The 13,865-nt window shown below is 70.0% G+C and carries 15 protein-coding genes; 8 read left to right on the forward strand and 7 right to left on the reverse strand.

Going from position 1 to position 13,865, the window contains the following annotated elements; translation table 11 throughout:
* Positions 1-14 precede the first annotated feature (14 nt).
* Together AB0K05_RS00980 and AB0K05_RS00985 are read right to left on the reverse strand one after the other, a co-directional pair.
* Entirely contained in the window at positions 15-1,013 is a 999-nt protein-coding gene (locus AB0K05_RS00980; RefSeq protein ID WP_148036940.1) for a hypothetical protein, read from the reverse strand.
* 32 nt (positions 1,014-1,045) lie between these two features.
* Positions 1,046-1,435: a MarR family transcriptional regulator gene (locus tag AB0K05_RS00985; RefSeq protein WP_148036941.1), complete on the reverse strand. Its 390-nt coding sequence runs from the start codon at positions 1,433-1,435 to the stop codon at positions 1,046-1,048.
* A gap of 165 nt (positions 1,436-1,600) precedes the next feature.
* Here AB0K05_RS00985 and AB0K05_RS00990 point away from each other — a divergent pair, with 165 nt between their 5' ends.
* The 8 genes from AB0K05_RS00990 to AB0K05_RS01025 all read left to right on the forward strand — a co-directional run bounded on the left by AB0K05_RS00990 (position 1,601) and on the right by AB0K05_RS01025 (position 7,460).
* Positions 1,601-2,176, forward strand: coding sequence for a hypothetical protein (locus AB0K05_RS00990; protein ID WP_364225417.1), 576 nt, complete (start codon positions 1,601-1,603; stop codon positions 2,174-2,176).
* Between the two features lie 4 nt (positions 2,177-2,180).
* A complete protein-coding gene (locus tag AB0K05_RS00995) occupies positions 2,181-2,534 on the forward strand; it encodes an AraC family ligand binding domain-containing protein (protein ID WP_148036943.1) in 354 nt (117 codons plus the stop codon).
* Positions 2,535-2,550: 16 nt separating this feature from the next.
* The gene (locus AB0K05_RS01000) at positions 2,551-3,624 is read left to right on the forward strand and encodes an adenosine deaminase (protein WP_271278908.1); all 1,074 of its coding nucleotides are present in this window, start codon (positions 2,551-2,553) and stop codon (positions 3,622-3,624) included.
* Positions 3,621-4,232, forward strand: a complete 612-nt coding sequence (locus AB0K05_RS01005; protein ID WP_271278907.1) for a hypothetical protein — start codon at positions 3,621-3,623, stop codon at positions 4,230-4,232. Before AB0K05_RS01000 ends, AB0K05_RS01005 begins: the two co-directional genes overlap by 4 nt.
* Positions 4,233-4,677: 445 nt before the next feature.
* On the forward strand, positions 4,678-5,184 hold the full coding sequence (locus AB0K05_RS01010; protein WP_271278906.1) for a hypothetical protein: 507 nt from the start codon (positions 4,678-4,680) through the stop codon (positions 5,182-5,184).
* A gap of 120 nt (positions 5,185-5,304) precedes the next feature.
* Positions 5,305-6,150, forward strand: coding sequence for a hypothetical protein (locus AB0K05_RS01015; RefSeq protein WP_271278905.1), 846 nt, complete (start codon positions 5,305-5,307; stop codon positions 6,148-6,150).
* A 220-nt stretch (positions 6,151-6,370) separates the two neighbouring features.
* A complete protein-coding gene (locus AB0K05_RS01020; RefSeq protein WP_148036948.1) occupies positions 6,371-7,039 on the forward strand; it encodes a DUF433 domain-containing protein in 669 nt (222 codons plus the stop codon).
* Complete coding sequence (locus AB0K05_RS01025) at positions 6,972-7,460, forward strand: hypothetical protein (protein WP_364225424.1); 489 nt, start codon at positions 6,972-6,974, stop codon at positions 7,458-7,460. Before AB0K05_RS01020 ends, AB0K05_RS01025 begins: the two co-directional genes overlap by 68 nt.
* Before the next feature lie 97 nt (positions 7,461-7,557).
* Here the strand turns inward: AB0K05_RS01025 and AB0K05_RS01030 are convergent, their stop codons facing one another.
* From AB0K05_RS01030 to AB0K05_RS01050, 5 genes are all read right to left on the reverse strand, one after another.
* Complete coding sequence (locus tag AB0K05_RS01030) at positions 7,558-8,289, reverse strand: enoyl-CoA hydratase/isomerase family protein (RefSeq protein WP_271278904.1); 732 nt, start codon at positions 8,287-8,289, stop codon at positions 7,558-7,560.
* Positions 8,286-9,794, reverse strand: a complete 1,509-nt coding sequence (locus tag AB0K05_RS01035) for an AMP-binding protein (protein ID WP_364225427.1) — start codon at positions 9,792-9,794, stop codon at positions 8,286-8,288. Before AB0K05_RS01035 ends, AB0K05_RS01030 begins: the two co-directional genes overlap by 4 nt.
* The gene (locus tag AB0K05_RS01040; RefSeq protein WP_271278902.1) at positions 9,787-10,461 is read right to left on the reverse strand and encodes a TetR/AcrR family transcriptional regulator; all 675 of its coding nucleotides are present in this window, start codon (positions 10,459-10,461) and stop codon (positions 9,787-9,789) included. The genes AB0K05_RS01035 and AB0K05_RS01040 overlap by 8 nt, the downstream gene beginning before the upstream one ends.
* Positions 10,462-10,653: 192 nt before the next feature.
* Positions 10,654-12,063, reverse strand: a complete 1,410-nt coding sequence (locus AB0K05_RS01045) for a DUF234 domain-containing protein (protein WP_364225430.1) — start codon at positions 12,061-12,063, stop codon at positions 10,654-10,656.
* Between the two features lie 173 nt (positions 12,064-12,236).
* Positions 12,237-13,859, reverse strand: a complete 1,623-nt coding sequence (locus AB0K05_RS01050; protein ID WP_271278900.1) for a phospho-sugar mutase — start codon at positions 13,857-13,859, stop codon at positions 12,237-12,239.
* Positions 13,860-13,865 lie beyond the last annotated feature (6 nt).

Raw genomic sequence — 13,865 nt, forward strand, 5'->3', positions numbered from 1 at the left:
GGGCTCGGGTGGGTTCAGACCGTGATGAACGCGTACAGGGCCAGGTGGTTGGACTTCGTGCTGTTCACCGTGTGGTCGACGGGTGACGGCCGCACGGCGCCCTTGACGAACAGGTGGTCGATCTTCCTGGTGCCCATGGTGGCCTTCGCCCCGTAGCCGGTCATGCCGAAGCCGCCGAGGGTGGTGCGGGCGATGCCGGTGCGGTTCGCGTCGATCCCGATCACGCGGACGGCCGAGGCGTTCATCAGTCTCGTGGCGTCCGCGCCGACCTTGATGCCGGAGTTCGCGATGCCCGGGTCGCCGGGCCCCGCGCAGGCGTTCTTGCCGTTCTGCTCCGGCAGGTGCATGGAGGCGGCGAAGACCGACGTCCCCGTCCCCTTGATCGTGAACCTCGCGGCGATGGCGCTGGTGCGCTTCCACTTGTGCTTGTTGGCAGCGGCGTCGTCGTTGCTCGGCGGCTTGTAGAGCGTGCACCCGGCCCCGCCGGAGTAGGACGTGCCGGGCTTCAGCCAGCCCGCGCTCCAGTACTTGGAGGTCTCGGCGAGGCCCAGCGTCCTGGTGTTGTAGATGATCCCGTTGGTCTGGCGCTTCTTCAGGTCGCCCAGCGACTGCTGGCTGCAGTGGTGGGAGCCGCCCCACTGCTCGGGGTCGTCCCAGGCCACGATCGCCCTGTAGGTGCCCGCCGGATAGCCGAACTTGGCCGAGAGCTGGTCGGCGTAGGCCGTGGCCTGGCCGGTGCCGCGCACCTGCTGCACGATCAGGAGATCGGGAGCCCGCACGCCGGACGTGCCGGTCTTGCCGTTGTCGTCGACCAGCATCGAGGTGAGGTGGTCGGGGCCCGAGATCCGGGTGCAGGAGCCGTCGGCGTTGTTCCTCACCAGGTTCTCGATGTTGTTGGTGTAGACCCGCAAGACCTGGTCCGCGGTCCTGGTCGCTTCGTGCGCCGTCGTGGCCGGGGCCACGGTGAGCGCGGCGGCCACCGCGAGCGTCAATGATCCGTGAATGAGGAGCATCGCCGTAGAGTAGCGACGATTGACAGCCGGAGTCAGGTGCTCAGTGGCGTGGCGGCGTCGTCGAAGATCTCGGCCAGGACGGCGCGCTGGGTGGGGAGCGCCGCCGCGTGACGGGCCCGGCCCTCCTCCGTGATGCGCACGAACACGCCCCGCCGGTCGGAGTCGCACACGCCGCGCGACACGAGCGCGGCCTTCTCCAGGCGGGCCACCACCCGCGAGAGCGCGCTCTGGCTCAGGTGGACCTCGTCGCAGAGCTCCTGGATGCGCAGCTTCCTGTCATGGCTGACCATCCGGTCGAGCACCTCGAACTCGCTGGGCCCCAGCCCGTGCTTGTCGCCCAGCTCGCGCTCCAGCGCGCACATGGCCCTGGCGTGTTTGGAGAGGACGTCATGCCAGGTGTCGACCACGAACCGCTCGTCCATGCGCGGAGGTTACCACGCCGTAAAGATCATGGTTAGATGCACGCGCATCCAGGCGGGAGGTCGGGAAACCGCCGAACCTATCGTGCCCGGCGGTTCCCGGGCGTCCCCCGATGCCGATCAGGTCGACGGCGCATCGGACGCGCGGTCGCCGGGCATCCAGTGCACATGACCCCGTTCGTACGGGCCGCCGTCGCGTTCCTCGCGTGTGGCGCGGTCCTGATTTCCTGCGGCACGGCGCCTCCCGCGGACACCCCGGCGGAGAGCGCCGCGTCCCCCGGGCCCGCCACCGAGCCGCACACGGCCACGCCCGTCCCCGGCCCCACCGCCACCGCCCCCGTCCGGGTCGAGCGGAACGACGCCGAACCCGCCCTGGTCACCGGGGTGCGGTTCGGCCGGCATCCCTCGTTCGACCGGGTGGTCGTCGACTTCCAGGGCGGCGTCCCCGGCTACACCGTGCGCTGGGTCCGCGAATTGCACGAGGAGGGCTCGGGCCGGCCGATCGACCTGAAGGGCGGCCGCGCCCTGCACATCCGGCTCGTGCCCGCCAACGCCCACACCGAGGACGGCACCCCCACCTGGAACGGCACCACCGTGCCCGCGTCCGGGGGCATCACCGGCATCGCCAAGACCGGCGACTTCGAAGGCCTCGTCGGCATCGCCCTGCTGGCGCCCGGCGTCACGGGCTTCAAGGTCAGCGAGCTCACCACCCCGCCCAGACTGGTGGTCGACGTGGCACACTGACCGGGTGGTGAGAAAGATCGAAGGACCTTCACGCATCCCGGTGCCGGGCGGCAAGCTCATCGACGAGCACGTGGGCCGCGTCAACAGCGGCGACGAGGCGATCTCGATCGCCCACATGGTCGCCCCGCCCGGCTGGGACGAGCCCGCCCAGGCCCCGGCCTTCACCGAATACACGCTCGTGCTGCGCGGCACCGTCCTGGTCGAGCACGCCGGCGGCACCACCGAGGTGTCCGCCGGTCAGACCGTCGTCACCGAGCCCGGCGAGAAGGTCCGCTACCGGGTGGGCGACGAAGGCGCCGAGTACGTCGCGGTGTGCCTGCCCGCCTTCAGCCCTGATTCGGCCAACCGCGACGAGTGACTCGTATCATGGGCGGATGAGCCCCACGATTGACGAGATCCGGCGCGCGCCCAAGGTGTTGCTGCACGACCATCTCGACGGTGGTCTCCGCGCCGAGACCATCGTGGACCTGGCCCGCGACACCGGCTACGACCGGCTGCCCACCACCGACCCGGACAACCTGCGCCAGTGGTTCGAGGAGGCGTCCGACTCCGGCTCGCTGGAGCGCTACCTGGAGACGTTCCAGCACACCGTCGGCGTCATGCAGACCCCCGAGTCGCTCGCCCGCGTCGCCGCCGAGTGCGCCGAGGACCTGGCCGCCGACGGCGTCGTCTACGCCGAGGTGCGTTTCGCCCCCGAGCAGCACACCACCAACGGGCTGAGCCTCGACGAGGTGGTGCAGGCCGTCCTGGAGGGCTTCCGCAAGGGGTCCGAGAGGCGCGGCATCCGCGTCGGCACGCTCCTGACCGCCATGCGCCACCAGGCCCGCTCGATGGAGATCGCCGAGCTGTCCGTACGCTACCGCGACGTCGGCGTCGTCGGCTTCGACATCGCCGGCGCCGAGGCGGGCTACCCTCCCACCCGCCACCTCGACGCCTTCGAGTACCTCCAGCGGGAGAACGCCCACTTCACCATCCACGCCGGCGAGGCCTTCGGCCTGCCGTCCATCTGGCAGGCCATCCAGTGGTGCGGCGCCGACCGGCTCGGCCACGGCGTACGCATCATCGACGACATCTCCGTCTCCGGCGACGGCACCGCCAAGCTCGGCCGGCTGGCCGCGTACGTGCGCGACAAGCGCATCCCGCTGGAGATGTGCCCCACCTCCAACCTGCAGACCGGCGCCGCCGCGTCCATCGCCGACCACCCGATCGGGCTGCTGCGCCGCCTCCACTTCCGGGTCACGGTCAACACCGACAACCGGCTGATGAGCTCCACCACCGTGTCGCAGGAGTTCGCCAAGCTCATCGAGGCGTTCGACTACGGCTGGGACGACCTGCAGTGGTTCACGGTCAACGCGATGAAGTCGGCCTTCCTGCCGTTCGACGAACGCCTCGCGCTGATCAACGGCGTCATCAAGCCCGGATTCGCGCAACTCAAGTGGCAGCCGTGAAACAGGTCTTCCGTTCCAAAACCGCCTTCGTCTTCGGCTGGATCTGGGTGGCGTTCGTCGCGGCCAACGTCATCGACCTGACCCTCCGCTACAGCGGCAAGCCGTCCATGGTCGCGCTCGCCGTGCTGGGCGTGCTCACCGCCGTCGTCTACGTCGTCGCCATCCGCCCGGCCACCGTCCTCACCGAGCCCGGTCTCGTGGGCCGCACCCCGCTGCGGTCCACGTTCGTGCCGTGGGCCTCGGTCGAGGACGTCACCGTGTCCCACTCGATCAACGTCTCCCACTCCGGCTCGCAACTGCTGCGCCTGTGGACCCCGATGACCTCGGCCCGCGAACGCGCCAAGGCCGTGCGCCGCGGCGCCGCCCCGGTCCGTCACGGCCGCTACCAGACCGAGCCCGTGCTCACCAAGGGCGAGCAGGCGGCGGCCGAGGCGATGGCGGGCAAGACCCACGCCGACTGGGTGGGGGAGCAGATCACCTCCCGGGCCGAGCAGGCGAGACTCCGCAAGGACGAGGTGGGCCAGGTCCGTGTGACCTGGGCGTACGACTCGATCGTGGCTTTCGTCGTGGCGGTGGGGTTGATCGTCGCCGCCGTGCTCGTGCCCTGAGTGCCTTTCCCGGGGGCGCGTTGTGGCAGGTGGGTCCCGCGTTCAACGGCATCCTTCTCGTGGTGTGTTGTGGCGGGCTGGCCCCGGCGTTCAACGGCATCGTCCTCGTGGTGTGTTGTGGCGGGCTGGCCCCCGCGTACAACGGCATCGGCCTCGCGGTCGGACGCGCTTCGCGCGACGCGGCTCGGGCTGTGCTGTGCGGGGGCAGGCCCCCGCGCCCCCGGGCGAGGGAGCTACCGCCCCCTCGCGCACCCCGGTCCCTGCCCGCTTGCCCAGGAACTCAGCTGATTCGAACTCCGGGTCAACCCCTGTCAGGAGCCCTCGGCTGCCACCACGGAAGGTCTTTGCGACCTGCCAACAGCCCGGGAGACACGGCCTGGCGGGTGAGCAGCGCAGCCGGCTTTCGGGCAGCTTTCCGCGCCGCCCGATGTGCCAAGGTGGAGGGGTGACAACAGTCTCCCAGTTCCGCAAGGCTGCGCTTTCCAACCCTGATGTGGTCGAAAGTGCTGTCGACGGCGCGCCGGTGTTCGCCGTGGACGGCAAGGAGTTCGCCTTGCTGGATGCGGATGCCCTCGTGTGCCTTAGGTTGCCGGGAGCCGAGGCTGAGGACCTGGTGTCCCAGCACGCGACGGCCGAGCGGGCGGGTGACTTCGTGCGCCTGCCTGTCAAAGACATCAACGGCCAGGCTCTCAACTACTGGGTGCGACGTGCCTGGCTCGCGTGCGCGCCGCGGAAGGTCGCGGCCCGTGCGTCCGCTGCCGACAAGGCCGGCGCGGGCGAGGTCGGTGACCTGCCCAAGGCGATCGGGCGGCCGGCCACCCGGGCGCTGGCGAACGTCGGCATCACCACGCTCGACCAGGTGGCCGGGCTTTCGGATACGGAGCTCAACGCGCTGCACGGGGTCGGGCCGAAGGCCGTGCGGATTCTCCGGGAGACGCTCGGGTCCCTGTGATGGCCACGTGGTGAGATCCGGATCGTCGATCTTCAGCGACCTGGCGCCACTACCGATGACCGGACAGAGCCGAAACCGTACGGTTCCGAACCTCGCATAGCACCCGTACGTCTGAAGAGCATGCGGTTCCTCGTCTTGCTCGCCCTCATCGCGTTGACCGGCTGCGGCAGCGAAGTGGCGGCCGACAATCCGGTCACGTACGCGGCCGACGCCGTCTCCGTCCTGGAGAGCCCCGAGCACGGGCCGCAGCTGTGCGCTGAGATGGCCACGTCGCTGCCACCCCAGTGCGGCGGGCCGGACATCGTCGGCTGGGACTGGTCCAAGGTGCGGCACGAGAGCGTCCGGGGTACGAAGTGGGGCTGGTATCGGGTGGTCGGCACCTGGGACGGCTCCCGGCTGACCCTGACCGAACCACCAGGGGCGGCGGTCGAGCGCGCATCGGAGGAGCACAGCCTGGACAGCCCGTGCCCCGTCCCGGAGGGTGGCTGGCGGCCGGCCGATCCCGCCAAGGCCACCCGGGAAGCGCTCCAGGTGACTAAGCAGCGGCTGGATAACGAGGAAGCCGTGGGCGGGGTGTGGCTCGACCAGAGCTATCTGGACTCGATCCCCGGCTACGACGGCAGTAAGCGGGAGTGGTCGGAGAAGTACGCCAACGACCCGGCCAAGCTGGTGCTGAACGTGAAGTTCACGGGCGACCTGACCGGCCGGGAGGCGTGGGTCCGGGAGAGCTGGGGCGGCGCACTCTGCGTCAGCCAGGCCCAGCGCAGCGAGGAAACGCTCCGGCAGATCCAGGAGTTCATCGGCGACGATCTTGGTCAGCGCTTCACCTCGACCTCCGTCGACATCATGAAGGAGCAGGTGGTCGTGGGCGTCTGGGTGGCCGACGAGGAACTGCAGCAACGGCTGGACGACAAGTACGGCGAGGGCGTCGTGCATCTCCAGGCGGCGCTGAAGCCGGTGCGATAGCCAGTTTCAGGAGCTGTGGCGGTGTCCAGGAGGGCGCCGGTGCCTTCGTGTTCCCTACGGAAAGTGATGCCGTGCGCGCACTGGATAACCACAATCGCCATCGGTGCCCTCGAAAGTGCGGCTAATGTTGCGGCCCTGAACGAGTTCAACCGGCGGGCCCTTGTGCGCCCACCGAGTCGGTGAGAGAAGATGACTGCGAGCAAAAGAGGAGGTGCGCGGCATGGACGACATCAGGACTCGGACCGGTCTGCTCAACCAGAGCGACGCCGCCCGCTTCCTCGGCATCCCCCAGCAGACGTTCAACCACTGGGCGCGCGGCTACGAAAGAGGCCGTCCCCTGCTGCACGTTCTTCCGCAGCCGATCGAGCATCGCATGGCCACCGTTCCCTTCGTGGCCATGGCAGAGGCATACGTCCTGGATGCGCTGCGGGCCGCAGGAGTGAAGCCACGCAAGATCCGCCCTGCGCTGGAGCGGCTCCAGCGAGAGTTCGGGCAGTACGTTCTCGTCGCCCCGGAGCTGGCCACGGACGGCATCGACGTTCTCTGGGACTTTTCGAAGACTTCGCCGGAAGGGGAAGGGCTGATCGAGGGCACCACGGGGCAGCGGGTGATCCGCGAGATCGTGACCGACTATCTGCAGTACATCGTGCGAGCGGAAGACGGCTACCCTGCGATGCTCCGTCTGCGGCACTGGGCGCCTTCGAAGATCGTCGTCGATCCGCTGAGATCTTTCGGGCAACCTATTTTCGAGGAGTCTCGTACCCGAGTGTCGGATGTCGCCGCGATGGTCAGGGCCGGGGAGGACTTCGAGGTGATAGCCGATGAGCTCGGAGTCACCGTTGAGGACGTCCGAACCGCCGCCCGCATCTTCGTGGGCCACGCCGCCTGAGTTCTACCTCGACGAGAACAGTGTCAGCCGAACCATCCGCAGGCTGCTCACCGGACTCGGCTATCGCGTTCACAGTCCTGCGGAGTTGTACGGGTCGAGGGATCAGGCGCTGGGGGCCGATGATGATGACTGGCTGCCGAAGGTAGGTCAGCGAGGCTGGACTGTGCTCGCGACGGATTTCCGGATATTCGAGCGTCCGCACGAGTACGAGGCGTATCTCAAGGCCGGTGTGTCGGTCTTCTTGATGCCGGCGGAGTCGAAAATCGATGAGCGCGTCGAGCTGATAGCAGCGTGTTTGCCGTCGATGTGCAGCGCTGCCAGTCAGAGAGGGGCCGGTGTATGGCGACTCACCACGCGCGGCGCGGAGCCGTACACCGCGCCGGCAGCTCGTAAGAAGCGAGGTAGGAGCCGCGACACGTGAGGCATGGCGAACCATGCTGTTGCGCACGATGGCCCGGGGAGGCGGCCAAGAGAGCCTCTTACGGGCCATGTGCAGCGGGGACGTGGTTCTGTTGAGGTCAGCGGTCGCGGTTGACGAAGCGGTCCATGCCGGCCTTGGCGATGCCGGAGCCTTCGACCTCCTTGGCCGCCTCCGTCTCCGCCGCGAAGGCGCGCTCCACCTCCTCCAGGGACGGGCGCAGGAGGCGGAGGTGGACTCCGGTGGCCGTGCCGGGGAGGGTCCAGCGGTGGACGAGGCCGATGGCGGTGTCCAGGAGGGCGTCGGGGGCGACGATCTCATCGAGGATGCCGAGCCGCTGTGCCTCCTCCGCGCTGATCCGGGACGAGTCCAGCACCAGCCGGAGCGCCCGCCCGCCGCCGACGAGGCGGCTCAGCAGCAGGCTCGACGCGTTGGAGACCGACAGGCCGATGTGGTTCTCCGGCCAGAAGTACTCGGCGCCGGGGGTGCCGACGCGGGCGTCGAAGCAGAGCGTCCACTCGGCGGCGCCGCCCACGGACAGGCCGTTGACCGCGGCCACCACGGGCACCCGGGCCTCCAGGACGGCCCTGGTCAGGTCGTGGAACAGTTCGACCTCGTCGAGCAGCGACCGGTCGACGGCCTGGTTGATGTCCTCGCCGGACGAGAACGCCCGCCCGGTGCCCGTCACCACGATGCCCCGGGCCGAGCCGTCGCCGTGGGCGCGTACGGCCGCCGCGAGGTCCCGGCGCATGCCTTCGGTGAGGGCGTTGAGCTTCTCGGGACGGTTCAGGGTGATGACGGCGACCTCGTCGCGGACCGTGATGTCAATCATGATCTCTCCTCTTCGACGGCTTCGACGGCTTCGACGGCTTCGACGGCTTCGACGGCGAACGCTCCGGCACGCTGGTCGGGGCGGAGCAGGTGGCGCTTCTCGACGCGGGCGGACGGGGTGAGCCGGAAGCCGTCCACGAACTCCACAAAAGCGGGGACCTTGAAGCGGGCCAGGCGTTCCCGCGCGTGTTCGGCCAGGCTCACGGCCGTCTCCCTGGAGGCCGGATGGTCCGGCCTGAGCTGGACGAACGCCTTGGGCAGCTCGCCCCACAGGTCGTCGGGCACGGGCACGACGGCGGTGTTCAGGACGGCGGGGTGCTCGCCGAGCACGCGTTCGACCTCGGCGCAGGAGATGTTCTCGCCGCCCCTGCGCACCATGTCCTTCAGCCGGCCGGAGTGGTGGATGTAGCCGTGCTCGTCCTGGAAGCCCAGGTCGCCGGTGTGGTACCAGCCGCCGCGGAGGGCCTCGGCGGTGGCTTCCGGGTGGTTCCAGTAGCCCTTCATCATCGGCGTGCCGCGGACCAGGATCTCGCCCGTACTCTCGTCGATCTTGACCTCCTTGCCGTCCGGGGGCAGGCCCATGGCGCCGGTGCCCACCGTGTCGGCGGCGTCCACGGCGGCGAGCAGGTCGGGGCCGCTCTCGGTGGACCCGTACAGCTCCCGCCAGGGCGCGCCCCACCGTTCCTCGAACGTGCGGTGCAGGTTTGGGGCGATGCCGGAGCACAGGACCAGGCGCATGCGGTTCTCCCGGTCGAGCGGGTACGGCGGCTGCTTGTGCAGGAGCAGCGGCATCGTGCCGAGCACGTACGTGAGCGTCGCGCCGTGCTCGCGGACGGCGGGCCAGAAGCCGGAGGCGGAGAAGCGGGGGAGCACCACGTGCGGGATGCCGCCGATCAGGCACATCAGCGTGGTCCACTGCGGGTCCATGTAGGAGTACGCCTGCGCGATGATCATGACGTCGTCGTCGCGGAGCCGTACGTGGTCGGCGACGATCCGGGCGCAGCGGATCCAGTAGTCGTGGGTGAGCAGGCAGGCCTTGGGGAAGCCGGTGGTCCCCGAGGTGTACTGAAAATTCGCGATATCGTCCGCGCCCGGCGAGATGTCGGGCGGGACGGCCGGGCCGGCCAGCGCGTCCAGCGTGTACGCGGGACCGGGGATGTGCGGGACGTGCTCCGGCGTCGTCAGCGTCACCACCGCGCCCGAGTCGCGCAGCACGTGCTCCAGGTCGGCGGCCCGGTAGCGGACGTTGACCGGCACGGTGATCGCCCCCGCCTTGAGCACGGCCAGCCAGCTGAGGGGCCAGCCGGGGACGTTCTCCATCATGATCGCCACCCGGTCGCCCGGGCGGACGCCCTTCGCGGCCAGCGCCCCGGCCAGCCGGTCGGACTCGGCGTCCGCCTCGGCGAAGCTGAGTGACGCCTCGGGGAAACGCAGGAACTCGCGTCCGCCGTACCGCTGCGCGGCGTGGCGGACCAGCTCGGGGATCGTTCGGTACGGATCAGTCACGGGGCGGCTCCCAGGGCAGTTCGGGCAACAGGGAGAAGTCGGCGATCGGCAGTGGGCGGGCCGGGGCGCGGACGGCCGCCAGCCCGATGGCCACGAACTCCGCGCACACCTGCTCCAGCGTCGAGTCGCCGTCCGGGCGGTACCACTCGCTGGTGCCGGTGCACATGGTCATGAGCGCGAGCCGGGTCAGCTTCTGGTCGGCGACGTGGAAGACGCCCTCGCCGACCCCGTCGGCCACCGCCCCCCGCCAGAGATCCTCGTACGCGTCGCGCAGCGCGATGACCTCGGCCAGGGCTGCGGAGCCGGGGGTGAGGGCGCGCAGCTCGCCGTCCATGACGCGGGTGGTCATCGGGTTCAGCGCGTGGATGGCGGTGAGCGAGCTGATCAGCAGGGCCAGCCGCTCGGCGGCGTCCTTCACCCCGTCGAGCACCCGCTCCGCGGCCTCGATGAGCCCGCGGTGCCCGGATAAGAGCAGGTCGGCGAGGAGGGCTTCCTTGCTGGTGACGTGGTGGTAGATGCCGGCGTTCGTCATGCCGACGGTACGGGCGAGGTCGCGGATGGTCGTGGCCGCGTACCCCTGGCGGGCGAACAGCAGCACCGCCGCCGTCCTGATGCGCAGGCCGGCGTCGGCGTGGCGATCGGTGAGATAGGTGGAGAGGGTGGTCATGTAGCCTACCGAACGTTCGGTGGATCCGATGTTCCGCACGATAAAGGACAAAAGCCTTATTGCCTAGAGTGGCAGCGCGGGTGCCCGCGGTTTGATCTCACGGATGAGACCAACGAAAAATTTGGTCTCACGAAGTGAATCCGTGAGACCTCGCGCCGACTTTGGTCTCACGGATGAGACCAAAGTCCAAGCTCAGCGCCACGCCTCGATGAGCTCTTCCGGTGTGACGTGCCGGACCCCGTCCACGGTGCACCCCGCCCGGGAGACCGCGTACAGCGGTGTGTCGGCGTCGGCGCCGGGCATCTTCGACCGGTGCACGATCAGTTCAGTCAGGTCGTGGTGGTCGAACGGCCGGTTCTCCAGCCACTTGATCGACCCCAGCAGGGTGACCCGCTTGGCCACCGGCTCCCGGTCGGCGCCGACCAGATCGATCTCCGGGTCATTGGTCCGCGTCCAGTAACCGCCCACGGCGCCCGTCTCCTCGGGCAGGCCGTCCATGCGCCGCAGCGACTCCCGGACGACGGGCTCCACGGCCATCCCCCGCCAGGACGTCCAGCACCGGCGGATGTGCTCCAGCACCTGGTCACCCCGGCCCCGCTCGATGACCGTCAGCCGGGTCCCGATGAACGGGATCCAGAAGCGCAGATGTGAGTCGACCACGTGGTAACGCGTTTCCCGTGACGGGCGTGTGGACAGCGGGCGCTCGACGGCGATCATCCGTTTCTCCAGCAGCACCTGGAGGGCGCGGTTCATGGTGGCACGGGACATGCCCTGAGCGGCGGCGGCGATGTTCGCGTGCGTACGCTGCCCGGACCCGATCGCGGTGAGGACCTGACGGGCATGCGCCTCCGGCGGGAACTCCGCGTCCAGAGCCCGCTCCCCGCTGACGATCAGAGCGGAGAGCGGGTCGTTGACCGCCTCCCGCAGGTAGTCCCAGAGCGAGCCGCCCTCGGGCCACTCCTCGCAGACCAGGGGCAGGCCGCCGGACACCAGATGGGCGTCGAACGCCTCCGCCGCCGGCAGCCCCAGAGCCTTCCCGACGTCGCGGGGAGTGAGGGGATCGACCAGGAAATCGGCCGCCCGCTGATAGAAGGGCCGGTCGTAGGTGTTGATCGCCTCCATCATCGACAGGTCGGAGCCGATGAGGAGCAGCAGCACCGGCCGCCGGGAGAACTCCCGGTCGAAGACCTTCTGCAGCACGCCCTCCAGCGTGGGATCCGCCTTGATGAGGTACGGAAGCTCGTCGATGACGACGATGCTCGGCGCGTCCTCGGGCAGGGCACGGGCCAGCAGGATCAGGGCGTCGTGCCAGGACTCCGGCTCGCGCTCGTCGAAGACCGAGGCGGCGGGGAGGTCGCTCGCCCGCACCTCGTCGGTGAAGGTGCGCAGTTCGGTGCTCAGGGTCTGGCCGGTCGCCGTGTAGAACACGTACGGCACGCCGGCCTGCCGGATGAACTCCTCCGCCAGTCGCGACTTGCCCACCCGGCGGCGGCCCCGGACGAGCAGCGCGCGACCGGGGCGTCCGGTCCTGCTGGCGCGGCACTTCTCCAGCGCACGCCCGAGAACGGCGAGTTCCCGCTGTCTGCCGATGAAGGGCTCCACTGCGCCTCCTGTTGGTCTCATCGGTGAGACTAACAAGAAGTTTGGTCTCAAGAAGTGAATCGATGAGCCCATGCCGGAGATTGGTCTCACGGATGAGACCAACTGAGTCGACAGGACCAAATCTGGTAGGTCCACATCTGGTAGGTCCAGATTTGGTCCTGTCGGTGGTGGAGTCAGAGCCGCAGGACGGTGGTCAGGTCGGCTTTCAGGGTTTCCAGGTCCTGGGAGGCGCGGGCGCGGGCGGGCGTGACCTCGTCCGTGACCGGGACGACCACCTCCAGGTAGCACTTGAGCTTGGGTTCGGTGCCGGAGGGCCGGACCACCACGCGGGCGTCGCCCGACAGCAGGAAGCGCAGGCCGTCCGTCGGGGGTAGGCCGCCGTCGCCGCGGCTCAGGTCGTCGATCCGGGTCACCTCACGGCCGCCGAGCCGGGACGGCGGGGTGGCGCGGAGGCGGGTCATGGCCTCCGTGATGAGGGCCAGGTCGCTCACCCGGAAGGACAACTGGGCCGTGGCGTGCAGGCCGTAGCGGCGGGCCTGGTCGTCGAGGAGGTCCAGCAGCGTGCGGCCGGCGCGCTTGGCGCCGGCGGCGATGGCCGCCACAGTGAGGGCGGCGCCGATGCCGTCCTTGTCGTGCACCGGCAGCCCCGCGACGCCGCCGACGCTGTAGCCGATGGCTTCCTCGTAGCCGAAGACCAGGCCGGGACCGGCCTTGATGATCCACTTGAAGCCGGTCAGGGTCTCGCCGTAACCGACGCCGTGCGTGCTGGCGATCTTGCCGAGCAGCGTCGAGGAGACGATCGTGGTGGCCACCATGCGCTCGCCCGAGGTGTGGGTGATGACGTGTTCGGCGAGCAGGCCGCCCACCTCGTCGCCGGTGAGCATGCGGCAGCCGCCGCCGGGCAGCGGGACGCCCACCGCGCACCGGTCGGCGTCGGGGTCGTTGGCCAGCACCAGGTCGGCGCCGGTCTTGGCGGCCAGGGCGACGGCGAGGTCCATCGCGCCCGGCTCCTCCGGGTTGGGGAAGGCCACGGTCGGGAAGTCGGGGTCGGGCTCGCGCTGCTCCTCCACGGGCAGCGGAGGCTCGAACCCGGCGGCCTCGAAGGCCCGCGCGAGCGTGGCCGCGCCGACGCCGTGCAGCGGCGTGTAGGCGACCCGCAGGTCACGGGCGTCGCCCAGCGGCAGCGCGGTGACGGCCTCGATGTAGGCGTCGACGATGGAATCGTCCAGAAGGGTCCCCGGGCCGCCGAGCGGCAGCTCGGAGACGGACTCCACGGCGTCGATCGCGGCCGAGATCTCGGCGTCGATCGGCGGCACGATCTGCGAGCCGTCGCCCCAGTAGACCTTGTAGCCGTTGTCGCGGGGCGGGTTGTGGCTGGCCGTGACCGTCACGCCCGCGTCGGCGCCCAGACGGCGGACCGCGAAGGCGAGCACCGGGGTCGGCAGCGGGCGCGGCAGCACGGAGGCGCGCAGCCCGGCGCCCTCCAGCACGGCGGCCGTGTCGCGGGCGAACACGTCGGACTTGTGGCGGGCGTCGTAACCGATCACCACGTGCCTGCCGGGGCCGAGCACCCGGGCCAGCCCGGCGGCGGCGCGCATGACGGTGACGCGGTTCATCCGGTTGGGCCCGGCGCCCAGCTCGCCGCGGAGCCCCGCGGTGCCGAACTCCAGCTTGGCCCCGAACCGGTCGCGCAGCCCCTCGGCGTCGCCGCGCTCCAGCATCGCGGCCAGCTCGGCGCGGGTGTCGGGGTCGGGGTCCTGCGCCAGCCAGGCGCGGGCGCGATCCTCGATGCTCACGACAGA

This window comes from Nonomuraea sp. NPDC049486 (genome assembly GCF_040676925.1).
Classification (GTDB): Bacteria; Actinomycetota; Actinomycetes; order Streptosporangiales; family Streptosporangiaceae; genus Nonomuraea; species Nonomuraea ferruginea.